Here is a 25547-nt window from a genome sequence, read left to right as displayed (position 1 = left end):
GTGGGAACATGTCCGACATGAACACCAACCCGCTCGACGACCCTTCTGCCGACCCGTTCGAGGTGGCCGCGCGCGCCGCCGGCGACATCGCACGCCTCACCGGCGTCGAACGGCACGACATCGCGCTCACGCTCGGCAGCGGTTGGGGCAAGGCGGCCGACCTCGTCGGCGAGACGACCGCGACGATTCCCGCGACCGATGTCACCGGCTTCAGCGCGCCCGCACTGGCCGGCCATGTCGGATCGATCCGCAGCATCGTCACCCCCGAGGGAAAGCGCGTGCTCGTGATCGGCGCCCGCACGCACTACTACGAGGGACACGGCGTCCGCCGGGTCGTCCACAGCGTCCGCACGGCCGCCGCGACCGGAGCGACGACGATGGTGCTCACCAACGGAGCCGGCGGCATCAAGGAGACGTGGACGCCCGGGACGCCCGTGCTCATCAGCGACCACATCAACCTGACAGCCGACTCGCCGCTGGAGGGGGCGACGTTCATCGACCTCACCGATCTGTATTCGTCGCGCCTGCGAGAGCTCGCCCGCACGGTCGATCCGACCCTCGACGAAGGCGTGTACTGCCAGTTCCGCGGCCCGCACTACGAGACCCCCGCGGAGGTGCAGATGGCCAAGACGATCGGCGGCCACATCGTCGGCATGTCGACGGCGCTCGAGGCGATCGCCGCGCGTCAGGCCGGGATGGAGGTGTTGGGCTTCTCCCTCATCACCAACCTCGCCGCCGGCATCCAGAAGACCCCGCTCAGCCACGCCGAGGTCATCGAGGCCGGCCAGGCCGCCGAGCCCGTGATCTCCGCGCTGCTGGCTCGCGTGATCGGGCAGCTGTGAGCGGCGCGGATGCCGCGGGGACGACCGTGCTCGACGCGGCGCGCGCCTGGCTCGCGCAGGATCCCGACGAGGTCACCCGCGCGGAGCTGAGTGCCATCGTGGATGCCGCGGCCAGCGGCGACGAGGCGGCATCCGCCGACCTCGCCGATCGTTTCGGTTCCCGCCTGCAGTTCGGCACGGCGGGACTGCGAGGACGGCTGGGCGCGGGCAGCAACCGCATGAACCGGGTGCTCGTGTCTCAGGCCGCCGCGGGATTCGCCGCCTACCTGCGTGGGAAGGCGGCGCCGGGAACGACACCACTCGTGGTCATCGGCTACGACGGGCGTCGCAATTCGGACGTGTTCGCCCGCGACTCGGCGGAACTGTTCGCGGGGGCCGGCCTGCGGGCGGTGCTGCTTCCGCGGATGCTCCCCACTCCGGTGCTGGCCTTCGCGGTGCGCCACCTCGGCGCCGCCGCGGGCGTCATGGTGACGGCGTCGCACAACCCGCCGGACGACAACGGCTACAAGGTGTACCTCGGCGGCGCCGACCACGGCTCACAGATCGTCTCCCCCGCCGACGCCGAGATCGCGGCACACATCGACCGGATCGCGGCGACCTCGGCGGTCCCCGACCTGGCTCGCGCCGAGTACGAGGTCGCGGACGAGTCCGTCATCACCGCCTACGTCGCCGCCACCGCGGCCGTCGCCCCCGCCACCGCGGGTGCGGCCGGCATGAACTGGGTGTACACGGCCATGCACGGTGTCGGTTCCGAGACCCTGCACGCGATCCTCGAGCTCGCGGGCTATCCCCGACCCACCGTCGTGGAGGCGCAGATCGCGCCCGACGGGCGCTTTCCGACCGTCGCCTTCCCCAATCCGGAGGAGCCGGGGGCCATGGACCTCGCGTTCGAGACGGCTCGCGCCGTCGACGCCGAGTTCGTGATCGCCAACGATCCCGATGCCGATCGCCTGGCCGTCGCCCTGCCCGACGAGACCGCGCCCGGGGGCTGGCGCCGCCTGACCGGGAACGAGATCGGGCTGCTGCTCGGGTGGCGTGCCGCCGCCCGCGCCGTCGAACGGGGTGAGACGGGATCGCTGGCCTGCTCGCTGGTGTCGTCCCCCGGCCTGCAGAGCGTCGCGGAGCACTACGGTCTCGACTTCCACGCGACGCTGACGGGCTTCAAGTGGATCTCGCGCGCGCCCGGCATCCTCTACGGTTTCGAAGAGGCCCTCGGATACCTGGTCAACCCCGAGACGGTACGCGACAAAGACGGCATCTCCGCCGCGGTGGCGATTCTCGGCATGATCGCCGAGGCCCGCGAGCGCGGCGAGAGCCTCGCGGATCTGTTGCGGAGCTTCCCGGAGACGTTCGGCTTCTTCGCGTCGGGTCAGGTGTCGCTGCGCGTCGACGATCTGTCGATGATCGGGCGCATCATGTCGGCGCTTCGCCAGGCTCCGCCTGCTCGGGTGGGCGATGTCGCGGTGACCGGCATCGACGACCTGCTGACGGGCACAGGCGGCGTGCCGGCCAGCGACGTGCTGCGGCTGTGGCTGGAGGACGGGTCGCGCCTGATCGTACGCCCGAGCGGCACCGAGCCCAAGCTGAAGGCCTACCTGGATGTGCGCGGCGCATCGGCGGACGATGCACAGGAGCGGCTCGCCGCTCTGGATTCCGGCACGCGGGCGCTGATCGCCGCGGCGCAGGGGTGAGTGCGGCGGTGGGTCGACCCGGGGAGGTTCAGCGCGTGCTGCTGACCGAGCCTGTCGTCCTCGAGAACGAGCGTGTCCGACTCGAACCGCTGCGGGCCGATCACGCGGCCGAGCTCCAGCGTGCCCGCGAGGGGCTGGAATACGCCTGGTACACCTCCGTTCCCACAGACGCGAGCGCGGACATCACCCACCGGCTCGCCGAACGCGACAGCGGACGCATGAACCCGTTCGCGGTGGTGGTCGACGGCGTGGCGGTGGGGATGACGACGTTCTGCACCATCGATCTCGACAGTCCGCGGGTGGAGATCGGCTACACCTGGTTGTCGCCGACAGTGCAGCGCACCGGCGTGAACACGGCCGCCAAGCTCCTGCTCCTGCAGCACGCGTTCGAGGCGTGCCACGTGATCGCCGTGCAGTTGTGCACGCACTGGCACAACCGTCAATCGCGGGCCGCGATCGAGCGCCTCGGCGCGAAGCAGGACGGCGTGCTGCGCAATCATCGAGTGGGTCCCGACGGCACCCTGCGCGACACCGTGATCTACTCGATCCTCCCGCACGAGTGGCCGACGGTGAAGCGGGGCCTTCAGGCTCGCCTGCGCTGAGCGTCGACGACGGGCGACGCGGCGTGGGCGCGCCTCAACCGTCGACGACGGCCACCAGTTCGTCCAGGAAGGGCCCGAACGACGTGCCGCGGCGGACGATCCGCTGCACGCTGTCGCGTTCGCTGAAAACCTCGACCAACTGCTCGAACACCGTCTGGAACGCTTCGCGATCGCTCTCGGAGAAGGCCACCATTGCGATCACCTGCACGCGGCCCTCACCCCAGGCCATGGACGGGTCGGCGATGCCCACGGCGATCGCCGTGCGCGTCGCCGTCATCCCGATCGCGTGCGGCACCGCGAGCGCGTCCGTGAATGCGGTCGAGGACAGCCGTTCGCGCTCGAGCGTGCGCTCGACGTATCCCTCGTCGATGACGCCCTGCGCGACGAGCCGAGCTCCCAGATCGCGGATGACGCTTTCCTCATCGGCATCCGCAGAGACGCGTCCGATGAAGGCATCGGCGGAGAAGTAGCGGCCGAGCTCGTCCCGCAGTCGCGCCAAGCGACGCGCGCGGCGCACGCGGCCGGCCGCCGCCTGCACGCGCTCGATGTCGCTCTCCGTGAGGAAGGGTTGGATGCGCACGATGCCGTCACCGGCGAAGGGCGGGTCGATCGTCGTGAGGATCAGATCGGTCTCGATCGCCCGCCAGTCGGGGTCGGCCCGCGTGTCGACGCCGACCACATCGACCGCCTGTCCGAGCGAGCGGTCGACGCTCGAGCGCAGCAGTTCGTGCAGTTCGTAGTACCCAGGGCACACGATCGTCGCGGTCAACACCGTGCCCGCGTGCCGACTGCGCTCCAGCTGGCCGCCGACGTGCATCGCGATGTAGGCGATCTCGTCGTCGAGCAGGGGGATGCCGAGAAGCCCGCGCAGGCCGTCCGCGATGAAGACCGCGACCTCGAAGATCATCGGGTAGGTGGCCTTCAGCGACCGGGTGAGGGGGTTGCGCGACCACGCCTGCTCCTGTGCGCGCAGCCGCAGGTTCTGCACGTGGAGGGCGAGGCGCAATACGAAGTCCTGGTGCTCGATGTCGACGAGGAACTCGGATGCCGCACGGTGCACGATGTCGCGCACGGCCGCCTCGACCTCGGGCTGCAGACCCGCTCGTGTGACCGACGCCGCCTCACCGGGACCGGGCGCCACGACGCGGCCGAGGACGAGGGCGGCGAGGTGTCGACGGTCGCCCGCGCCCAACCGCACCCCCAGATGCCGCTCGCACAGCGTGTCGAGCAGAGCCCCGACCTGCTCCTGAGCGGGCGTCGTCTCATCGAGCGCGGCCGTCTCCAGCGCACGGTCGTGCGCGACGCGGTCGGCGGTGATGGCGACGTGCATCATCACGTCGCCGATGCCGAACTCGTTGACGAAGTAGCCGAGCTCGCGCAGACCCGAAACGAGATCGGCTTTGAACGGGCCGAAGACCGCTTCACCGATCGATCCCGCGCCGAGACTGCGCCGGAGGGCATCGAGGTCGAACGCGCCGTCGTCGGTCTCGTCGTGCGCGAGCCGGCTCAGCAGGCGCCGCTGCGCCATCTCCGTGCCTTTCAGTCGCGCGCGCGACCCGCTGCGCTCCAGCGTGAGCTCCGTGTCGCCCAGCAGCGCGCGGACCCGGCCCAGGTCTGCTTCGAGTGTCGCCGGACTGACGTGGAAATCGTCGGCGGTCTCGAAGACGTCGATGCCTTCCCGTCCCGACAGCAGCCGGCGCACGAGCCGGTGCACGCGCTCCCGCGGAGTCGCGGCATCCGCTCCGGCTCGCAGCGCAGCGGGCGCATCCGCGCCCGCACGATAGCCGAGCGGACCGGACTCGACGACGACGCCCCGGGGAACGCGAGCATTGAGCGCGGTGACGTAGCTGCGGATGCTGCGAGGGGTCACGCCGACGATGTCGGCGAGTTCGGCGGCCGTGAGCCAGTCGCCCTCCCGCGCGAGCAGCGCGATGACACGGTCCTGACGCGCTCTGCTCACACCGTCCAGTCAACCACGCCGTCCGCGGGGTGTTTCCGCCCCCGCGGAAACAGGTGTGGTTGTCGCCTCCCAGCCCTTTCACAAGAATGGCCGAGAAGGAGGCGGATCGATGAGGATCCTCGTTGTGTGCGGCGCGGGTGCGTCGAGCACTTTCGTCGCGCAGCGTGTTCGTCACGCGGCGCAGGCGGCCGGGCGTGAGCTCAGTGCCGTCGCCGGCACCGAACAGTCGCTCCCGATCGACATCGACGCCGCAGACGTCGTGCTCGTGGGCCCCCACCTGCACGGCAGCCTGGACCGCATCCGTCGCGAAGCGGCGCCGCGTCTGGTACGCGTGATCCTCCTTCCGACCGACATCTTCAGCGATCTCCACGGTACGCGCGCCCTCGCGCTGATCGACGAGACCCTGAGCGCAGACCCCGACATGCCCGCTTCGACGGAGAGGAACCCCGCATGAGCTCTGTGTCCCGCACGATCCGCATCGGATCGTCCAACGGATTGCACGCCCGACCCGCGAAGCTCTTCGCCCAGGGCGTGAAGGACTCCGGCCTGGAGGTCACGATCTCCAAGGGCGCGGGTGCACCGGTCAACGCCGCCAGCATCCTGGGCGTCATCTCACTGGGAGCCGAGAAGGGCGACTACGTCACCCTCACCGCCGAGGGTGAGAACGCGAACGCCGTGCTCGACGTGCTCGCCGAGCTGCTGACGACCGATCACGACGAGAACTGAACCGAAGGAGAGACCCGAAGATGAGTGAACTGCGTGGAGTGGGTATCGGACTGGGCGTCGCACAGGGCCCGGTCGCCCGCATGGCCGATCCCCTGCCCGCCCCCTCGGACGTCCCCAGCACCCTCACCCCCGACGAGGAGCTCGCACGTGTCCGCGAGGCGGTCGCCGCCGTCGCCCGCGAGCTGGAGGAGCGGGGTTCGAAGGCCGGAGGCCTCGCCCGCGACGTGCTCGAGGCGCAGGCGATGATGGCCGAGGACCCCACGCTCGACACCGAGGTCTCCACGCGGGTGAACGCCGGCAAGACCGGTGAGTACGCCGTCCACGAGGCGTTCGCGAGCTTCCGCGACACCCTGGCCGCGATGGGCGGCTACCTGGGTGAGCGCGCCGCCGACCTCGACGACGTCGCCCAGCGCGTCATCGCGCGCCTGCGCGGCCTGCCCGCGCCGGGCGTTCCCGACCCGGGTCACCCCTTCGTGCTCGTCGCCAAGGACCTGGCGCCCGCCGACACCGCGCTGCTCGACCTCGACCAGGTGCTCGCGCTGGTCACCACCGACGGCGGACCGACCTCGCACACCGCGATCCTCGCGCGCGAGAAGTCGATCGTCGCCATCGTGGGCGCCGCTGCCGCCAAGGACCTCGTCGACGGGCAGACCGTGATCGTGGACGCCGCGAAGGGCGTCGTCACCGTCGATCCCACCGAGGACGAGCGGGCGCAGGCGCAGAACCGCGCCGATGCCCGCGCTGCCGCGGCATCCGCTCCACTCACCCCGGGCGCGCTCAAGGACGGCTCGGCGGTTCCGCTGCTGGCCAACCTCGGCAAGCCGGGCGGCGCCGCCGAGGCGGTCGAGCTCGGCGCCGAGGGCGTCGGCCTGTTCCGCACCGAGTTCCTCTTCCTCTCCGCCACCCAGGCTCCGACCGTCGACGAGCAGACCGCGTCGTACACCGAGCTGCTGAAGGCGTTCCCCGGCAAGAAGGTCGTCGTCCGCGCGCTCGACGCCGGCGCCGACAAGCCCCTCGCCTTCCTCAACGACGCGCACGAGGACAACCCCGCACTGGGCCTGCGGGGCCTGCGCGCCCTGCGCGCCAGCGAGGACATCCTGCGCGAGCAGCTGACGGCGCTTGCCAACGCGGATGCCGCCACCGATGCCGACCTCTGGGTCATGGCGCCGATGGTCGCCACCGTCGAGGAGGCCGACTACTTCGTGGCGCTCGCGAAGGAGTACGGCATCAAGACGGCGGGTGTCATGGTCGAGGTTCCCTCGTCGGCGATCCAGGCGAAGCGCATCCTGCAGATCGCGGACTTCGCCTCCATCGGCACGAACGACCTCACGCAGTACACGCTCGCCGCCGACCGCCTGCTCGGCTCGGTGGCGTCGTACCAGGACCCGTGGCACCCCGCGGTCCTCGAGCTGATCAAGATGACCGCCGACGGCGGCAAGACCAACGGCAAGCCCGTCGGCATCTGCGGCGAGGCCGCCGCCGACCCGCTGCTGGCGGTCGTGCTCGTCGGGCTCGGCGCGACGACGCTGTCGATGGCCCCCACCGCCCTCGCGGACGTGCGCGCCTCGCTTCTGCAGTACACCCGCGAGGATGCCGAGCGCATCGCCGCGGCAGCCCTCGCCGCCGATGACGCGGCATCCGCACGATCGGCGGCTCAGGCCGCCGCTGAGAACCTCGCCGGCTGACGGCGCGGCACATTCGAAGGGAACGGAAGACAATGACAACGGCGTCCACGACATCGACGGGGGTGAACCGCGCACGCGTCGGCGTGCAGAGGTTCGGCACCTTCCTCTCCGGCATGATCATGCCGAACATCGCGGCCTTCATCGCCTGGGGCTTCATCACGATGCTCTTCATCACGAAGGGCTTCTTCGGCGCGGAAAGCCCCTTCGGATGGCACTGGTCGCCCGTCGCCGAGATCATCGGCGGCGGCGGAAACGCAGCCACTATCGGGTGGAACGGCGCGATGACGGCACTCGCGAGCGGCGATGTCACCGTCTACGTGGGCTTGGTCGGCCCGATGGTCACGTACCTACTCCCGCTGCTGATCGCCAACACCGGCGGCCGCATGGTCTACGACGCCCGAGGCGGCGTCGTCGCGACCATCGCGACGATGGGTGTCATCGTCGGCACCGACATCCCGATGTTCCTCGGAGCCATGATCATGGGTCCGCTGGCCGCGTGGATCACGAAGCAGATGGACAAGCTCTGGGACGGCAAGATCAAGCCCGGCTTCGAGATGCTGGTGAACAACTTCTCCGCCGGCATCCTCGGAATGATCCTCGCGATCGTCGGCTTCTTCGCCTTCGGTCCGATCATGCTCGGCATCTCGACGTTCCTCGGCGGCATCGTCGGCTGGCTCGTGAGCGTCAACCTGCTGCCGCTGCTGTCGATCATCGTCGAGCCGGCGAAGGTGCTGTTCCTCAACAACGCCATCAACCACGGCGTGTTCACGCCGCTCGGCATCCAGCAGGCGACCGAGGCCGGCAAGTCGATCCTCTTCCTCATCGAGGCCAACCCCGGTCCCGGTGTGGGTCTCCTGCTGGCGTTCACCTTCTTCGGCGTGGGCGCCGCGCGCGCCTCCGCTCCGGGCGCGATCATCATCCAGTTCTTCGGCGGCATCCACGAGATCTACTTCCCGTACGCGCTGAGCAAGCCGATGACGATCCTCGCCCTCATCGCGGGCGGGGCGACCGGTGTCACGACCAACATGCTGCTGGGCGGCGGCCTCGCCTTCCCGGCGGCACCCGGCAGCATCATCGCCGTGACGGCCGCCGCCATCGGCCCGGGCGTCGGCAACCTGTTCGTCGTCTACCTGTCGGTCATCCTCGCCGCCGCCGTCACGTTCCTGATCACCGCGGTCATCCTGCGGGCATCTCGTAAGCGCGATCTGGCCGCGGAGGCGGAGTCCAGCGCCTCGTTCGAAGCGGCGATCGCCCAGACCGAGGCGAACAAGGGCAAGAGCTCCGAGGCCCTCGCCGGCCTGCGTGCCGGCGCCGCCGCGAACGCCGGGCTGGAGGGCGACCAGTCGTCGCTGTCGGCCGACCGCGCCGCCGATGCCGTCGCGACGGGAACGCTGGCGCCTGTCGGGCGCGTGACGAACATCGTGTTCGCGTGCGACGCCGGCATGGGCTCGTCCGCGATGGGTGCGAGCGTGCTGCGCAACAAGATCAAGAAGGCCGGCGTCGACGACGTCTCGGTCACCAACAAGGCGATCGCGAACCTCGACGGCAGCGAGGACCTCGTGATCACCCAGCAGCAGCTCACCGACCGCGCGCGCGGGCGCACACCGAACGCCACGCACGTTTCGGTGGACAACTTCATGAACTCGCCGAAGTACGACGAGGTCGTCGATCTGGTGGTCCAGCAGCACAAGAACCAGGCCTGAGAGCTCAGGCCACCCGCGACGCCGCGGGGACGGGATGCGTGATGCCCCGTCCCCGCGGCTCCCGCCCGACACAGATCGCCCGGACGTACGATGACCGGGACGAGCTTCGAACAGAGACGAGGATGACATGTCACGCGACGTACTGAAGATCGACCAGGTCCGCATCCACCCGGGGACGGTGAGCAAGCAGGAGGCGATGCGGGAGGCCGCCGACATCCTCGAAGCCGCGGGCGCGGTCACGTCCGCGTACTTCGACGCGATGCTGCAGCGCGAGCAGACGGTGTCGACCTACATGGGCAACGAGCTCGCGATCCCCCACGGCACCAACGAGACCAAAGACGCGATTCTCGACTCGGCACTCTCCTTCGTCCGCTACGACGGCGGCGTGGACTGGGACGGCGAGAAGGTGAGCTTCGTCGTCGGCATCGCCGGCAAGGGTGACGAGCACCTCGACATCCTGTCGCAGATCGCTCTGCTGTTCTCCGAGGACGAAGAGGTCGCACGGCTGAAGGCCGCGACCACCGCGCAAGAGCTCTTCGCGCTGCTGTCGACGGTGAACGGCTGATGAAGGCCGTCCACTTCGGCGCCGGCAACATCGGTCGCGGCTTCGTCGGACTGCTGCTGCACCAGGGCGGGTACGAGTTGGTGTTCTCGGATGTCGCGGCGTCCTTGGTCGACGCGATCAACGCAGCCTCGGAGTACACCGTCCACGAAGTCGGCGACGGCGGCACCGACACCGTCGTCACGGGCTTCCGCGCGATCAACAGTGCCAGCGATCCGCAGGCTCTGATCGACGAGATCGCCACCGCCGACGTGGTGACCACGGCGGTCGGCCCGACGATTCTGCGCTTCGTCGCGCCCCACATCCTGGCGGGCCTGGCGCTTCGCGACCCGTCGCGACCCGCGCTGCAGGTCATGGCGTGCGAGAACGCGATCGGGGCGACCGACACCCTGCGCGACGAGATCCGCGCCCAGGCCGGCGATGCCTGGGATGCGATCAGCAACCGGGCGGTGTTCGCCAACACCGCCGTCGACCGCATCGTGCCCGCGCAGCCGGAGGGCGCGGGCATCGACGTCACCGTGGAACCGTTCTTCGAATGGGCCATCGAGCGTCCGCCCTTCGGCGATGCTCCGCCGCACATTCCGGGCGCCCACTTCGTCGACGACCTCGCCCCGTATATCGAGCGCAAGCTCTTCACGGTGAACACCGGTCATGCCGCAACGGCGTACTTCGGTGCCCGTGCCGGCGTCGAGAAGATCTCGGACGCGCTGGCCGATCCGTCCATCGAGGCCCGCGTGGCCGCCGCGCTCGAGGAGACCTCCGCACTGCTGGTCGCGGTGCACGGATGGGCTGCCGCTGAGCTCGCCGAGTACCGGTCGACGATCCTGCGCCGCTTCGCCAACCCGGCTCTTCCCGACACCGTGGGCCGCGTCGGGCGCCAGCCGCTGCGCAAGCTGTCACGCCACGAGCGTTTCGTCGGACCCGCTGCGGCTGCCGCGGAGCGCGGACTGGCGACCGGCGCGCTCGTCGATGCGATCGGCGCCGCCCTCGATTTCGACGAGCCCGACGACGAGCAGTCGGTCGAGATGCAGCACCGCCTCCGCGAAGAGGATGCCGCGACCTTCACCGCCGCGGTCACCGGACTCGAGCCGTCCCACCCGCTGTTCGCCGCGGTCGAAGCCGTCGTACGCCTCCGTCAGTCCGAGCTCTGACCCGCTCCCGCCCCCCGCCTCCCGGGGACGGCGGACCGCGCTGGCTTCCGGCCGCGGAACCCGGGGGCCCCTTCCACCGTTCACAACTCCGGAGATCCCTCGGTACACCGCCCCCAGCCAGGGCTGTGGCCGACGGTCGCGAGCGCATCTCCGGAGTTGTGAACGGCGACGACTCCTCCCCCGCCTCCGACTGAACCGGGTCATCCACCGAGGCGGCGCACAGAGCCCCACCCCACGGGCGTCGCGGTCAGAGTTCTGGACATGCTCCGATCTCCTGCCGACCGCCTCGTTCTGCCCAGCGGCGTCCCCACCGCTGTTCTGCGGCGTGCTCACCTGCTCGCCGCGGGAGTCACCGGCCGAGAGATCACCGACGCGGTGCGCGACGGACGGCTCCTGCGCCTGCGGAGGGATCGCTATCTGCCCCGGGACACCGATCCGCAGGTGTGCGCGGCGGTGCAGTGGGGCGGGCGCCTGGACTGCGTCTCACTGTTGCGGCTTCTCGGCGTGTTCGTACGGGAGCGTGCGGGGTTGCACATCCAGCTCGCTCCGGACGCCTCCCGCACGCCGCGACCGGGGGCGTCGACGGAGATCGTCCGACATTGGCGTCCCACCTCCAGCGCCGCCGATGATGTGCTCGTACCTGTCCGCGAAGCACTATGTGCAGCGGTGCGCTGCCAGCGGCCTCGGGATGCAATCGCGACTCTCGACAGCGCGTGGCATCTCGGGGCAGTGGATGAAGACGGTCTCGCTGACGTCTTCGCGCACCTTCCCGGGCGCTACCGATCCCTGCGGCCGCTTCTCGACCAACGTGCGGAGGCGGGTACCGAGACCCTCGTCCGCCTCATGCTGCGCAGTCTGGGATGCCACGTGGAACTGCAGGTGCGAATCGACGGCGTCGGCCGAGTGGATCTCCTCGTCGACGGTTGGCTTGTCATCGAGTGCGACAGTCTCTCGCACCACGGGTCGTGGGGGGATCACAAGCGAGACCGCCGCAGGATGCCGCCGCAATCGGACTCGGCTTCACGACCCTGCGGCTGCTCGCCGAGGACATCCTCTTCCGTCCGGAATGGGTGATCGAGGTTCTCCGGCGGGCGGTAGCCCGCGGCCCTCGCACCACGCCGCGCACGGTGCGAGTTCACAACTCCGGAGAACGGTGAGCGGACAGGCCGATCCGTGTCCCCGAGGGCCGAACCTGCTCGGAAACTCCGGAGTTGTGAACGGTGGCCGTGATCGAGACGCGCACCGGACTCCGCCGCGCTCCGCCCGAACCCCGAACCCGAACAAGAACCCGAGCCCGCCCGGGACCCGTGACGGGTCTGCCGTGGGGTGACGGTCAGGCGTCGAAGCCCTCACCGATGAGCTCGATGAGCTCTTCGCGCTCCTCCACCGACAGGAATGCGCCGGCGGCGGCGTTCAGCTGGAACGCCTCCAGATCTTCGAGGCGGTAGTCGAACGTCTCTGCCAGAAGCGCGAGCTCACGCGTGAGGGAGGTGCGGCTCATCGTGCGGTTGTCGACGTTGACCGTCACGGCGAAGCCGAGCTGGTACAGCAGGTCGAACGGATGATCCTCGAGGTTCTTGCCCCACGCGGCGATCGCACCGGTCTGGAGGTTCGACGAGGGCGACAGCTCGAGCGGGATCTCGCGATCGCGCACCCAGCGCGCCAGGTCGCCGAAGGTCACCAGCACCTCGTCGCCCTGCTGCTGCACGACCTCGAGGTCCTCCGCGATGCGCACACCGTGGCCGAGGCGGAGAGCGCGACCGTCGAGGATCGCGGAGCGGATCGAGTCGAGTCCCGCCGCCTCCCCCGCGTGCACCGTCACCGGGAAGAACTCGGAGGCGAGATAGTCGAACGCGGCGCGATGACGCGACGGCGGGAAGCCGTCCTCCGCCCCCGCGATGTCGAAGCCGACCGCACCGCGACCGCGGAACGCGACCGCGAGTCGGGCGATCTCCAGCGAGCGGTCGGCGTGACGCATCGCCGTGATGAGCTGGCCGACCCGGATGTCGCGACCCGAGCGGTCGACGGCGTCCTCGCCCTCCTCGATGCCCTCCTGCACGGCCTCGACGGCTTCTTCGAGGGAGAGCCCTCCGCCCAGGTGCTGCTCGGGGGCCCAGCGCACCTCCCCGTAGATCACGCCGTCGGCGGCGAGGTCCTCGACGAACTCTTTCGCGACGCGGCGCAGGCCGTCGGCGCTCTGCATCACGGCGGTCGTCAGATCGAACGTCTTCAGGTACTCGACGAGTGAACCCGAATCGCTCTGGTCCTCGAACCAGTCGGCGAGCTCCTCGGCATCCGTCGACGGGACGTCGAGGCCGATCTCGTCGGCGAGCTCGATGATCGTCTGCGGCCGCAGCGCGCCGTCGAGGTGATCGTGCAGCGAGACCTTGGGAAGCGAGCGGATGGAGACGCCCTCGAGCTTCGGGTCGGCGTAGGGGTCGGTGGCCATGGGGCTTCCTTCTGGTGGGCGGTGCGGGTGGAGCGAAGGGTCAGGCGGTGATGCGCTCGAGGACGAGCGGAGTGGATGCCGGGGCATCCGTTCCGATCTCCCAGGCACCCTCGAGGGCGTCGAGGGCGCGCTCGAAGCGCTTGTCATCATCCGCCAGGAGGGTGAACAACGGCTGTCCGGCGACGATGGATGCGCCGGGCTTGACGTGCAGGTCGATGCCGGCGGCGTGGATGACGGGATCCTGGGCGCGCGCCCGTCCCGCGCCCAGACGCCACGCGGCGATGCCGAACGGAAGCGCCTCCATCCGCGTCAGCACGCCGTCGCGAGCGGCGACCACGGTATGCGTCTCACGCGGTGTCGGCAACGCCGCGTCGGGATCGCCGTCCTGGGCGCGGATCATCTCTCGCCACGCGTCCATGGCGCGCCCGTCGCGCAGCGCCGCCTCGACATCGGTGTCGGGCTGGCCGGCGAGGGCGAGCATCTCGCGGGCCAGAGCCACGGTCAGCTCGACGATGTCGGCGGGGCCGCCGCCGGCGAGCACCTCGACCGACTCGCGCACCTCGTTGGCGTTGCCGATGGTGAGACCGAGCGGCGTGTTCATGTCGGTCAGCAGCGCCGTCGTGGCCACGCCCGAGTCGGTGCCGAGTGCGACCATCGTGCGCGCCAGCTCACGTGCCTTCTCGACGTCGCGCATGAACGCGCCGGAACCGAACTTCACGTCGAGCACGAGCGCGTCGGTACCCTCGGCGATCTTCTTCGACATGATGCTGGACGCGATCAGCGGGATCGCCTCGACGGTCCCGGTCACATCGCGCAGGGCGTACAGACGCTTGTCGGCGGGAGCGAGACCGGAGCCTGCGGCACAGATCACCGGTCCGACGTCGCGCAGCTGCGCGAACATCTCCTCGTTCGACAGGGCGGCGCGCCAGCCGGGGATCGACTCGAGCTTGTCGAGCGTGCCGCCGGTGTGGCCGAGGCCGCGGCCGGACAGCTGGGGCACCGCGACACCGAACGCCGCGACGAGCGGCGCGAGCGGCAGCGTGATCTTGTCACCCACACCGCCGGTGGAGTGCTTGTCGACGGTGCGCTTGCCGAGGCCGGCGAAGCTCATGCGCTCGCCCGAGGCGATCATCGCATCGGTCATGACGCGGATCTCATCGCGGTTCATGCCGTTGAGGAGCACGGCCATCGCGAAGGCCGCCATCTGCGAGTCGGCGACATACTCGCGCGTGTAGGCGTCGATCATCCAGCGCAGGGCGTCCTCGGGCACCGCACCGCGGTCGCGCTTGGTACGGATGACGTCGACCGCGTCGAACGGTTCGACCGCGGCATCCGCCGTGCTCTGCGCCGCGCTCATCGCGACACCTCCTCGAGATCGCGCGGGCCGAAGGCATCCGGCAGCACCTCATCGATCGTGCGGATGCCGGAAACGGTCTCCAACAGCATTCCCGGCAGAGCGAACTCGTTGAGCAGCTGGCGACACCGCCCGCAGGGCATGATCGTCTCACCGTCCTTGTTGACGCAGACGAAGGCGACGAGCTGCCCCCCGCCGGACATATGCAGATCGCCCACGAGGGCGCATTCGGCGCAGAGCCCGACGCCGTACGAGGCGTTCTCGACGTTGCAGCCCGACACGATGCGTCCATCGCTGACCAGCGCCGCGGCCCCCACCTGATAGCGGGAGTACGGCGCGTAGGCGCGCTGCATGGCCTCGGTGGCGACGGCGCGCAGCTCGTCCCAGTCGATGTCGGTCATGAAAGAGGTCACTCCTTGATATAGGGCTTGCCGGATGCCGCGGGTCCCCGGATCTGGCCGGCGAATCCGACCACCGCGAGGATCGTGACGACGTACGGCAGCATGAGCATGAACTCGCTGGGGATCGGCGTCTTCAGCACGGTCAGCAGGTTCTGCAGGTTGGTGGCGAATCCGAACAGCAGCGCGGCGAGCGTCGCCCGCACCGGATCCCAACGGCCGAAGATCACGGCGGCGAGGGCGATATAGCCGAGCCCCGCCGTCATGTCCTTCGTGAACTGCGGCACCGAGACGAGGGTGAAGTACGCGCCACCCATGCCGGCGATCGCGCCGGCCAGCAGCACGTTCCAGAATCGTGTCGGGTTGACCTTGATGCCGACGGTGTCCGCCGCCTGCGGGTGCTCGCCGACCGCCCGCAGACGCAGGCCCCAGCGCGTGCGGTAGAGCCCCCACGTCACGACGATGACGACGACGATCATGAAGTAGACGAGGAAGGTCTGGTTGAACAGGGCCGGACCGATGACGGGGATGTCGCCGAGGATCGGGATCTTGATGAGGTCGAACCGCGCCGGGCTGTTGAGCGTCTGCGTGTTGGGGGCGAGCATGACGCCGTAGAGGAAGCCGGTGAGGCCTGACACGAAGACGTTCAGCACGACGCCGACGATCACCTGGTCGACGATGTACTTGATCGAGAACGCGGCCAGGGCGAAGGCGACGACGACACCGCCGAGCATCGCACCGACGAGCCCGACGAACGGGTTCTGCGTGATGCTGGAAAGGACGGTCGCCGTGAACGCGCCGAGCAGGAACTGCCCTTCGATCGCGACGTTGACCACGCCGACCCGTTCACCGATGACACCGCCGAGGGCGCCGAAGACCAACGGCACCGCGAGCGAGATCGAGCCGCCGAGCAGCCCGACCAGAGTGATGGCGCCGGACGCGCCGGCACCGGCCCACGTCAGGAACGCGACCATGGCGAGCACGGCGTAGACGATCGGCAGCCAGAGCCCGACCGGGCGGTACCGGCGGGCGGCGACGACGGAGACGACGGCGAGCGCCGTCGCGATCGCCCACGACGCCCACACCACGGGCAGCGCCGGAATGCTCACGTCGCCCAGGGCGATCGCCGCCCCGGCTTCGGCGAGTCGATACGTGGTGACGCCGTCGCGGGGAGCGAGAAGGAACAGGATGCCGAGGAGTCCGGCGAGCACCAGGAGGGTGATCGGCACCTTCATCGCGCGCACCTGGACGACGGTCGGCTCACCGATCTCGGGAGCGATCACCGGCGCGGTCATGCTGCCACCGCCTTCTGGTCGTTGCCGGCATCCGATCCGTTGCCGCGGGCGCGGCGCCGCGCGAGGCGGGCACGCGAACGCGGCGAGCGCTCGGCGTCGGTCTTGGGAAGGAAGAAGATCGTGCGGATCAGAGGCGGAGCGGCGATGAACAGCACGATCAGCGACTGGACGACGAGAACGATGTCGACCGGGATCTGCTGCAGCGCCTGCATCGGGAACGAGCCCGCCTTGAGCGCGCCGAACAGGATGCCGGCCCAGAACGTGCCCCACGCACGGCTGCGTCCGAGGAGGGCGACGGTGATGGCGTTGAAGCCGATACCGGCGTCGATACCGCCGTCGAAGCCGCTCGTGACCGTGCCCTGGATCTGGCACATGCCCGCGATACCGGCCAGGCCGCCGGCGAACAGCATCGCGTAGATGTAGACACGGGGAACGCTGATGCCCGCGGCGCGGGCCGCGTGCGGGTTCTCGCCGACGGCGCGCATGCGGAAGCCGAGGCTGGAGCGCTCAACGAGCCACCACACGAACAGCGTCGCGACGATGACGATCACGAAGCCCCAGTTGAGCTGGTTGAACTGTTCGCCGAACAGCAGGGGAAAACGCGCGCTCTCCGGCGTGGGCCGGCTGATCGGCTGGATGTTGTCCGGCTTCTGGAGCAGCTCGGGCACACGCACCATCCACGACACCAGGTAGAACGCGATGTAGTTGAGCATGATCGTCAGGATCACCTCGTGCGCGCCGGTGCGCGCTTTGAGCAGACCCACCAGCCCGCCCCACAGCGCACCGCCGATGATGCCGACCACGAGCGTGAGCGGCACCTGGATGATCGCGGGCAGATCCAGTTGGAAGGTCACCAGCGCCGCGGCGGCACACGCGATGAGCATCTGGCCGCGGGCACCGATGTTGAACAGTCCCACCCGGAAGGCGACGGCGATGCCCAGAGCCGCCGCGATGAGAGGTGTCGCAAACCCGAGGGTGTTCGCAAGCGGGCGGATCGCGCTCAGGAAGTCGGGGGCGTTCGGGTTGATGACCGAGCCCGTGAACAGTGCGGCGTAGGCGCCGGCGACGGCGGTCCAGGCGGCCGAGAGCGTGTCACCGGGGCGCGCGAAGAAGTATCCGGATGCCGCCTGCACCTCCGGGTTGGTCACGGCGATGAGCACGCCGCCGACGATCAGCGCCAGCACGACGGCCAGGATCGTGGTCACGACATTGCCGCGCAGGATCTCGGTCATGACGCGGTTCGCCGTCGGCGGAGGGGGTACCGCCGCGCCGGGTGCCAGGGGGGCGGGTTCGGTCGTGGTGCTCACGCGGCATCCTCCGTCGGGTTCTCGCCGGCCATCATCAGGCCGAGGACATCACGCGGCGTGTCCGCCGGCACGATGCCCACGATGCGCCCGCGGTACATCACGAGGATGCGGTCGGCGAGCGCAACGACCTCATCGAGCTCGGTGGAGACGACGACGACGGGAATGCCCGCATCGCGCGTCTCGACGATGCGCTTGTGGATGAACTCGATCGAGCCCACGTCCACACCGCGCGTCGGCTGGGAGGCGAGGAAGAGCTTGAGGCTGCGACTGAGCTCGCGCGCGATCACGACCTTCTGCTGGTTACCGCCGGAGAGCGAACCCGCCGCCTGGCCGGGGCCTTGCGTGCGGATGTCGAACTCGGCGATGCGCTCCTTGGCGAAGTCGTCGAGGATGCCGCGCCGAATGGTCCCCCAGCGGGAGAAGCCCGGGTCGTCGGAGCGGTCGAGGATGAGGTTCTCGGCGACCGAGAAGGCTCCGACGAGGCCATCCTCACCGCGGTCCTCGGGCACGAAGCCGACGCCGCTGGCCAGGACCTGGTTGACGCTGCGGCCGAGCAGTTCGGCACCGTCCAAGCGGATCGATCCGGTCGTGTGCGAGCTCAGACCCATGATCGCCTCGGCGAGCTCGGTCTGGCCGTTGCCCTGCACACCGGCGACGGCGAGGACCTCGCCGGGACGGACGTCGAAGCTGATGTCGTCGACGAGGACGACGCCATCGGCGCCGATGACGCGGAGGTCCCTGACCTCGAGGCCGCCCGAGCCGATCTGCGGAGGGTTCTTCTGGACGGTCAGCTCGACCGGTCGACCGACCATCATCGAGGCGAGTTCGGTGTTGGATGCGGTGGGTTCGGCCTCGCCGACCACCTTGCCGAGACGGATGACGGTGATGCGGTCGGCGACGGCGCGCACCTCGCGCAGCTTGTGCGTGATGAACACGATCGCCGTGCCCTCATCCCGCAGCTGCTTCATGATCGACATGAGCTCATCGGTCTCTTGCGGGGTGAGCACGGCGGTGGGCTCGTCGAAGACGAGGACCTTGGCATCGCGCGAGAGCGCCTTGATGATCTCGACGCGCTGCTGCACGCCGACCGGCAGATCGCCGACGAGGGCATCGGGATCGACGTCGAACCCGAAACGCGCGGCGACGGCGCGCACGTGCGCCCGCGCGGCGGCGAGGTCGAGGGATCCCATGACGCCGGTCTGCTCATGACCGAGCATGACGTTCTCGGCGACCGTGAAGACCGGGATGAGCATGAAGTGCTGGTGCACCATGCCGATGCCGGCGGCCATCGCGTCTCCCGGACCGCGGAAATCCTGGACGACGTCGTCGAGCAGGATCTGCCCCTCGTCGGCCCGGTAGAGACCGTAGAGAACGTTCATCAGGGTGGACTTTCCGGCACCGTTCTCACCCAGCAGGGCATGGATCTGCCCCGGTTCGACGACGATGTCGATGTGGTCGTTGGCGACGAGCGATCCGAACCGCTTCGTGATGCCACGCAACTCAAGCTTCATACGTGTGACCCTATCCAGAGAGGTCGGGCACGAGAAGAGAGCGGGGCGTTTCGCCGGCCGGCGAAACGCCCCGCTCTCGTGCTCGTGGATTACTTGGGCGAGCTGGGCGAGGTGACCTTGATCTCGCCGCTGACGATCTTCGCCTGCAGCGCCTTCAGCTCGTCCTGCAGACCGGCCGGCAGCTTGCTCTCGTAGTCGTGGAACGACGAGAGGCCGACGCCGTCGTTCTCCAGCGTGCCGACGTACGGCGTGCCGTCGAACTTGCCCTGCGACGCCTGCGCCACGGCGGTGTACACCGCGGTGTCGATGCGCTTCATGACGGAGACGAGGATCTGGTCGGCGACCGAGGGGTCGGCGACGGCGAGGTCGGAGTCGACACCGAGCATGACGGTGTTCTTGCCGCTGTCCTTGATGGCGGCGCTGGCCGACAGGTAGATCGGGCCACCGACGGGCAGGATCACGTCGACACCCTGGTCGAGGATGCCCTGCGCGGTCTGCTTGGCCGTGTCGTTCGCCTTGAAGTCACCCGTGAACGAGCCCTTCTGCGAAGCCGCGTCCCAGCCGAACGACTGGACGTTCGCGCCCTTGTCGGCGTCGTACTTCTTGACGCCCTCGACGAAGCCGTCCATGAAGATGGTCACCGGCGGGATCTGCATGCCGCCGAAGGTGCCGACCTTGTTCACGCCGGATGCCTGCGACCACGCGGCGGCGGCGTAGCCGCCGAGGTACGCAGCCTGAGCCGTGTCGAAGAGGAGCGGCTTGATGTTCGGAGCGTCGGTCTTGCCGTCCTGGTCGGTGTCGGCGGAGTCGTCGATGATGGCGAAGTTGACATTGGGGTTGGCCTTGGCGGCTTCCACCGTCGCGGCGGAGAGCTTGAAGCCGACCGACACGATGAACGTGCAGCCACCCGACAGCAGTGCGTCCATGTTGGGCTTGTAGTCGTTGTCGGACTTCGACTCCACCTCGAGGGGCTTCACGCCCAGCTCCGCGGCAGCCTTGTCCATGCCGTTCTTGGCCGACTCGTTGAACGACTTGTCGTTGAAGCCGCCGTTGTCCGAGACCAGGCAGGGCTTGAAGCCGTCCACGACGGTGCCGCCGGCAGCGGCCGAGCCGGAGCCTGCGGGGGTCGGGGCCGAGCCACAACCGGCGAGGGCGATGATGAGCCCCGCGGCAGCTGTGATGCCGGCGAGCTTCTTGGTGGTCGAGATGGTCAATGCAGCCTCCACATTGATAGACCCGCGGATTTCGCGGGCGCACGGATCGAAGTTACCTACTGTGACGTGGGATTTGCACGCTGCACACCCGGGTGCGGGCGAAAGGTTACAAAGACGCAATCAAGCCGACACGAACGCGGCATCCTGCCCGGTGGCTCGTGATCAGAGCACGTCGCCGCGGCCGGTGAGCTTCAGCGCGTCGACGACGCCCTTCACGCGCTGGGCGTGTTCGCTCGTGGTGACCAGAAGCGCGTCGGGAGTATCCACGACCACGATGTCCTTCACGCCGATCAAGCTGATGACCCTCTTCGTGTGGCTGACGACGATGCCGCTGGCCGCATCGGAGAGGATGCGGGCGTTCTCGCCGAGAATGGCGAGGTCGTTCTTGCGCCCACCGCTGTTGAGCTTGGCGAGACTGGCGAAATCACCGACGTCGTCCCAGTCGAAGTGGCCGGGCACCACGGCCAGGCGCCCCTTCTCGGCGGCCGGCTCGGCCACCACGTAGTCGATCGCGATCTTCGGCAGCTTGGGCCAGATACGGTCGACCGCGGGACCACGGCGATCGCGGTCGTCCCACGCCTCGGCGAGTTCGATGAGTCCCGCATGCAGTTCAGGGTTGTTGGCCTCGATCTCCGCAAGCAGCACGTCGGCGCGAGAGATGAACATGCCGGCGTTCCAGAGATAGTCGCGGTCGGCGAGGTACTGCTTCGCCGTCTCGAGGTCGGGCTTCTCGACGAAACGCTCGACCAGCGAGGCGTCCCGCGCGCCCTCGACGATGAGCTCGCCGCCGCGTTTGATGTAGCCGAAACCGACCGCGGGCTCGGACGGCGAGATGCCGACGGTGCAGATGTAGCCCTCGCGCGCCACCTCCACCGCATCTCGGACGGCGAACTCGAACACCCGCGTGCCGCGGATCACGTGGTCGGCCGCGAACGATCCGATGATGACGTCGGGCTCGCGGCGGTGCAGGATCGCGGCGGCCAGGCCGATCGCGGCCGCCGAGTCGCGCGGCTCGGATTCGAGGAACACGTTGCGGTCGGGGATGCCGGGAAGCTGCTCTTCCACGGCGGCCCGGTGGGCACGTCCCGTGACGACGGCGATGCGGTCGGGCCCGGACAGCGGTGCGAGGCGGTCCCAGGTGTCGCGCAGGAGGGAGTGCCCCGATCCGGTGAGGTCGTGAAGGAACTTGGGCGCGTCGGCGCGCGACAGCGGCCACAGGCGGCTGCCGACACCCCCGGCGGGAATCACGGCGTAGAAGTCGTCGATCGGATCGGCCATGCCGCCAGGGTACCGGGCCGCACGTGACGGACCGATTTCGTCAAGAAGGCCGTTTCGTTCCGAATCTCTCGATATCGAGAGAACTTAGGCTCGCCTTCGTCGCCCTGCTCTCGAACGCCGACTTAGGATATGACTGCGCCCGTGTGCGACGCCGAGGGTCCAGTGCCGTTGTGAACCCCGGGGCCGATGTCAGCCCCCGCCGTACCGAGGTGTCCGTTCACACCAAGGGAGGACGACCGTGTCTGCACCAGCACGCGTCACACCGTCGGTAGCTCAGACCACGTCCAAGACGCCGCGCGGAACGCTCTACCGCGGCAACGAGGGCATGTGGTCCTGGGTGCTGCACCGCATCACCGGCGTCGCCATCTTCTTCTTCCTGCTCGTGCACGTGCTCGACACGGCACTGATCCGCCTCTCCCCCGAGGCGTACGACGCGGTCATCGGCACGTACAAGAACCCGATCATGGGCTTCGGCGAGGTCGCTCTGGTCGCGGCCATCGTCTACCACGCCTTCAACGGCCTGCGCATCATCGCGGTCGACCTGTGGCCGTGGGCGACCCGCCACCAGCGTCAGCTGTGGTGGGGCGTGCTGGGCCTGTGGGTCGTGACCGTGGGCGGATTCGCCGCACGCCACATCCCCATCGTGCTGTCCAACATCGGAGGCGGTCACTGATGTCCACCCTCACCCCGAGCAACGACCAGACCATCCCCGCGCCCCGCGCCCCGCAGGTGCGCAAGAAGGGGGCCAACCTCGAGAAGATCGGCTGGATCTACATGCGCGCCTCCGGCGTGCTGCTGGTCGTGCTGATCTTCGGGCACCTCTTCGTGAACCTGATGCTCGGCGAGGGCATCCACGGCATCGACTTCGCCTTCGTCGCCGGCAAGTTCGCGAGCCCGTTCTGGCAGGTCTGGGACGTGCTGATGCTCTGGCTCGCCCTCATCCACGGCGCGAACGGCATGCGCACGATCGTCAACGACTACGTCGTCGGCGCGACCACCCGCAAGGTGCTCGTGTGGGCCCTGTGGATCGCCGCAGGCTTCCTGATCGTGCTCGGCACCCTCGTCGTCTTCACCTTCGACCCGTGCCTGGGCGTGGAGAACTCAACGACGGACTGGCTCATCCAGATGTGCGCCGCGCGCTGAGCGCGCGCACCACGACGCTCACGACGACGAAGAAGACAAGGCATTCCTGACGTGACTACCCAGCAGCATCCCGAGGCCGTACTCAAGGACGGCGTCTACTACCACGAGTTCGACATCGTCATCGTGGGCGCCGGTGGCGCCGGCATGCGCGCCGCGATCGAGGCGGGTCCGGGCGCCCGCACCGCCGTGATCACGAAGCTCTATCCGACCCGGTCGCACACCGGCGCGGCGCAGGGCGGAATGGCGGCGGCGCTCGCGAACGTCGAAGAGGACTCCTGGGAGTGGCACACCTTCGACACCGTCAAGGGCGGCGACTACCTCGTCGACCAGGATGCCGCGGAGATCCTCGCCCGCGAGGCGATCGACGCCGTCATCGACCTCGAGAACATGGGCCTGCCCTTCAACCGCACCCCCGAGGGCAAGATCGATCAGCGCCGTTTCGGCGGCCACACCGCCGACCACGGCAAGACCCCGGTGCGCCGTGCGTGCTACGCGGCCGACCGCACCGGCCACATGATCCTGCAGACGCTGTTCCAGAACTGCGTGAAGCTCGGCATCAACTTCTTCAACGAGTACTACGCGCTCGATCTGATCACCGTGAAGGACGCCGACGGCAACACGCAGGTCGCCGGTGTCGTCGCCTACGAACTGGCGACGGGCGATCTGCACGTCTTCCATTCCAAGGCGGTCATCTTCGCCACGGGCGGTTTCGGCAAGATCTACAAGACGACCTCCAACGCGCACACCCTCACCGGCGACGGTGTCGGCATCGTCTGGCGCAAGGGTCTGCCCCTCGAGGACATCGAGTTCTTCCAGTTCCACCCGACAGGGCTTGCCGGCCTCGGCATCCTGCTCACCGAGGGCGCCCGCGGTGAGGGAGCGATCCTGCGCAACGCCTCCGGCGAGCGGTTCATGGAGCGCTACGCCCCCACCATCAAAGACCTCGCTCCGCGCGACATCGTCGCCCGCTGCATGGTCAAGGAGGTGCTGGAAGGTCGCGGCGCCGGCCCCCACAAGGACTACGTCTACCTCGACTGCACCCACCTGGGCGCCGAGGTCCTGGAGACCAAGCTCCCCGACATCACCGAGTTCGCGCGGACGTACCTCGGCGTCGACCCCGTCACCGAACCGGTGCCGGTGATGCCGACGGCTCACTACGCGATGGGCGGCATCCCGACCAACAACAACGGCGAGGTGCTGCAGAACAACGACACCGTCGTGCCCGGCCTCTACGCCGCCGGTGAATGCGCGTGCGTCTCGGTGCACGGCGCGAACCGCCTCGGCACCAACTCGCTGCTGGACATCAACGTCTTCGGAAAGCGCAGCGGTCGCAACGCCGTCCAGTACGTGCAGACCGCTGATTTCGTGCCGCTGCCCGAGGACCCCGCCAAGGAGGTCCGCGAGATGCTCGAGGGTCTGCGAAGCAACACCGGCACCGAGCGCGTCGCGGTGCTCCGCAAGACGCTGCAGGAGGAGATGGACGCCAACGCCCAGGTCTTCCGCACCGAGGAGACCCTGACCAACGTCATGGGCACCATCCACGACCTGCGCCAGCGCTTCAAGAACGTGCACATCGACGACAAGGGCAAGCGCTTCAACACCGATCTGCTCGAGGCCGTCGAGCTCGGCTTCCTTCTCGACCTTGCCGAGATCGTCGCGTACGCCGCCCGCAACCGTCGCGAGAGCCGCGGCGGACACATGCGCGAGGACTACCCCGACCGCAACGACGAGCAGTACATGCAGCACACGATGGCCTACCTCACCGGCGACCCGCACTCGCCCGACCCCGAGGATCACATCAAGCTGGACTGGAAGCCCGTCGTGTTCACCAAGAACGACAAGGGCGAATTCAACTACCCACCGATGGAGAGGAAGTACTGATGTCGACCGCCATCGTCGAGCAGGACGTCGTCGCCGAGACGACCGGTGAGGCCCCGATCCAGTCGTACCTCGTCACCTTCATCATCCGCCGTTTCGACCCGGAGACCGACAGCGAGCCGCGCTGGGTCGACTACGACGTCGAGATGTACCCCACCGATCGCGTGCTGGACGCCCTGCACAAGATCAAGTGGGAGGTCGACGGCTCCCTGACCTTCCGTCGGTCGTGCGCCCACGGCATCTGCGGCTCCGACGCGATGCGCATCAACGGCCGCAACCGCCTGGCCTGCAAGACGCTGATCAAGGACCTCGACATCTCGAAGCCGATCTACGTCGAGGCGATCAAGGGTCTGCCGCTGGAGAAGGACCTCGTCGTCGACATGGAGCCGTTCTTCGCGTCGTACCGCGAGGTGCAGCCGTTCCTCATCGCCAACAGCAAGCCCGAGGCCGGCAAGGAGCGCATCCAGTCGATCGTCGACCGCGAGATCTTCGACGACACCACCAAGTGCATCCTGTGCGCCGCGTGCACCTCGTCGTGCCCGGTGTTCTGGACCGACGGCCAGTACTTCGGCCCCGCCGCGATCGTCAACGCGCACCGGTTCATCTTCGACTCGCGCGATGACGCGGCGACCACGCGCCTGGACATCCTCAACGACAAGGAAGGCGTGTGGCGCTGCCGCACGACCTTCAACTGCACCGAGGCCTGCCCCCGCGGCATCGAGGTCACCAAGGCGATCGCCGAGGTCAAGCAGGCCGTCATGCGCGGCGGTCGCTGAGTCCGCCGACCACCGACCAGCA

The 25547-nt window shown here is 68.8% G+C and carries 22 protein-coding genes; 13 read left to right on the top strand and 9 right to left on the bottom strand.

The genetic code is table 11. The features are described from left to right. The first annotated feature begins 8 nt into the window (after positions 1-8). The 3 genes from CEP17_RS13290 to CEP17_RS13280 are packed head-to-tail and all read left to right on the top strand — an operon-like array spanning position 9 to position 3135. Positions 9-842, top strand: a complete 834-nt coding sequence (locus tag CEP17_RS13290) for a purine-nucleoside phosphorylase (RefSeq protein ID WP_036284458.1) — start codon at positions 9-11, stop codon at positions 840-842. After that, positions 839-2533: a phospho-sugar mutase gene (locus CEP17_RS13285; protein WP_112932572.1), complete on the top strand. Its 1695-nt coding sequence runs from the start codon at positions 839-841 to the stop codon at positions 2531-2533. Before CEP17_RS13290 ends, CEP17_RS13285 begins: the two co-directional genes overlap by 4 nt. Positions 2534-2568: 35 nt before the next feature. After that, complete coding sequence (locus CEP17_RS13280; RefSeq protein WP_112932571.1) at positions 2569-3135, top strand: GNAT family protein; 567 nt, start codon at positions 2569-2571, stop codon at positions 3133-3135. A gap of 34 nt (positions 3136-3169) precedes the next feature. Here the strand turns inward: CEP17_RS13280 and CEP17_RS13275 are convergent, their stop codons facing one another. After that, entirely contained in the window at positions 3170-5095 is a 1926-nt protein-coding gene (locus tag CEP17_RS13275) for a PTS sugar transporter subunit IIA (RefSeq protein ID WP_112932570.1), read from the bottom strand. Between the two features lie 109 nt (positions 5096-5204). Here CEP17_RS13275 and CEP17_RS13270 point away from each other — a divergent pair, with 109 nt between their 5' ends. From CEP17_RS13270 to CEP17_RS13245, 6 genes are all read left to right on the top strand, one after another. Further along, on the top strand, positions 5205-5549 hold the full coding sequence (locus CEP17_RS13270) for a PTS sugar transporter (protein ID WP_036315812.1): 345 nt from the start codon (positions 5205-5207) through the stop codon (positions 5547-5549). Further along, on the top strand, positions 5546-5821 hold the full coding sequence (locus CEP17_RS13265; RefSeq protein WP_036315814.1) for an HPr family phosphocarrier protein: 276 nt from the start codon (positions 5546-5548) through the stop codon (positions 5819-5821). The genes CEP17_RS13270 and CEP17_RS13265 overlap by 4 nt, the downstream gene beginning before the upstream one ends. Before the next feature lie 20 nt (positions 5822-5841). Next, positions 5842-7506: a phosphoenolpyruvate--protein phosphotransferase gene (gene ptsP, locus CEP17_RS13260; RefSeq protein ID WP_082013714.1), complete on the top strand. Its 1665-nt coding sequence runs from the start codon at positions 5842-5844 to the stop codon at positions 7504-7506. 32 nt (positions 7507-7538) lie between these two features. Further along, the gene (locus CEP17_RS13255) at positions 7539-9209 is read left to right on the top strand and encodes a PTS mannitol transporter subunit IICB (protein WP_112932569.1); all 1671 of its coding nucleotides are present in this window, start codon (positions 7539-7541) and stop codon (positions 9207-9209) included. A gap of 127 nt (positions 9210-9336) precedes the next feature. Further along, positions 9337-9774 (top strand): PTS sugar transporter subunit IIA, encoded by a 438-nt coding sequence (locus CEP17_RS13250; protein ID WP_036315826.1) that lies wholly within the window; start codon positions 9337-9339, stop codon positions 9772-9774. Beyond that, positions 9774-10922, top strand: a complete 1149-nt coding sequence (locus CEP17_RS13245; RefSeq protein ID WP_112932568.1) for a mannitol-1-phosphate 5-dehydrogenase — start codon at positions 9774-9776, stop codon at positions 10920-10922. Before CEP17_RS13250 ends, CEP17_RS13245 begins: the two co-directional genes overlap by 1 nt. A gap of 1333 nt (positions 10923-12255) precedes the next feature. On the opposite strand, the gene CEP17_RS13235 is transcribed toward CEP17_RS13245, so the two are convergent. From CEP17_RS13235 to CEP17_RS13200, 8 genes are all read right to left on the bottom strand, one after another. After that, complete coding sequence (locus tag CEP17_RS13235; protein ID WP_112932567.1) at positions 12256-13371, bottom strand: adenosine deaminase; 1116 nt, start codon at positions 13369-13371, stop codon at positions 12256-12258. Between the two features lie 40 nt (positions 13372-13411). Beyond that, positions 13412-14728 (bottom strand): thymidine phosphorylase, encoded by a 1317-nt coding sequence (locus CEP17_RS13230; RefSeq protein ID WP_112932566.1) that lies wholly within the window; start codon positions 14726-14728, stop codon positions 13412-13414. Beyond that, on the bottom strand, positions 14725-15126 hold the full coding sequence (locus tag CEP17_RS13225) for a cytidine deaminase (RefSeq protein WP_036315842.1): 402 nt from the start codon (positions 15124-15126) through the stop codon (positions 14725-14727). The genes CEP17_RS13230 and CEP17_RS13225 overlap by 4 nt, the downstream gene beginning before the upstream one ends. An 8-nt stretch (positions 15127-15134) precedes the next feature. Beyond that, the gene (locus CEP17_RS13220; RefSeq protein WP_112932565.1) at positions 15135-16418 is read right to left on the bottom strand and encodes an ABC transporter permease; all 1284 of its coding nucleotides are present in this window, start codon (positions 16416-16418) and stop codon (positions 15135-15137) included. Further along, complete coding sequence (locus CEP17_RS13215) at positions 16415-17698, bottom strand: ABC transporter permease (RefSeq protein ID WP_231477024.1); 1284 nt, start codon at positions 17696-17698, stop codon at positions 16415-16417. The genes CEP17_RS13220 and CEP17_RS13215 overlap by 4 nt, the downstream gene beginning before the upstream one ends. 23 nt (positions 17699-17721) lie before the next feature. Beyond that, on the bottom strand, positions 17722-19236 hold the full coding sequence (locus CEP17_RS13210) for an ABC transporter ATP-binding protein (RefSeq protein ID WP_112932564.1): 1515 nt from the start codon (positions 19234-19236) through the stop codon (positions 17722-17724). Positions 19237-19325: 89 nt separating this feature from the next. Next, on the bottom strand, positions 19326-20450 hold the full coding sequence (locus CEP17_RS13205) for a BMP family ABC transporter substrate-binding protein (RefSeq protein ID WP_112932563.1): 1125 nt from the start codon (positions 20448-20450) through the stop codon (positions 19326-19328). Positions 20451-20612: 162 nt separating this feature from the next. Beyond that, a complete protein-coding gene (locus CEP17_RS13200) occupies positions 20613-21728 on the bottom strand; it encodes a mannose-1-phosphate guanylyltransferase (RefSeq protein ID WP_039412764.1) in 1116 nt (371 codons plus the stop codon). 238 nt (positions 21729-21966) lie between these two features. Here CEP17_RS13200 and sdhC point away from each other — a divergent pair, with 238 nt between their 5' ends. The 4 genes from sdhC to CEP17_RS13180 are packed head-to-tail and all read left to right on the top strand — an operon-like array spanning position 21967 to position 25525. After that, on the top strand, positions 21967-22401 hold the full coding sequence (gene sdhC, locus CEP17_RS13195; protein ID WP_005048122.1) for a succinate dehydrogenase, cytochrome b556 subunit: 435 nt from the start codon (positions 21967-21969) through the stop codon (positions 22399-22401). After that, a complete protein-coding gene (locus tag CEP17_RS13190; protein ID WP_039412770.1) occupies positions 22401-22871 on the top strand; it encodes a succinate dehydrogenase hydrophobic membrane anchor subunit in 471 nt (156 codons plus the stop codon). The genes sdhC and CEP17_RS13190 overlap by 1 nt, the downstream gene beginning before the upstream one ends. 51 nt (positions 22872-22922) lie before the next feature. Beyond that, positions 22923-24752 (top strand): succinate dehydrogenase flavoprotein subunit, encoded by a 1830-nt coding sequence (gene sdhA / locus CEP17_RS13185; RefSeq protein ID WP_112932562.1) that lies wholly within the window; start codon positions 22923-22925, stop codon positions 24750-24752. After that, entirely contained in the window at positions 24752-25525 is a 774-nt protein-coding gene (locus tag CEP17_RS13180) for a succinate dehydrogenase iron-sulfur subunit (RefSeq protein ID WP_005048113.1), read from the top strand. Before sdhA ends, CEP17_RS13180 begins: the two co-directional genes overlap by 1 nt. Positions 25526-25547 lie beyond the last annotated feature (22 nt).

Origin of the sequence: Microbacterium sp. PM5 (assembly GCF_003293595.1) — a bacterium.
Taxonomy (GTDB): domain Bacteria; phylum Actinomycetota; class Actinomycetes; order Actinomycetales; family Microbacteriaceae; genus Microbacterium.
Note: the sequence above shows the minus strand (reverse complement) of the source record. Positions and strands in the feature narration are given on the sequence as shown.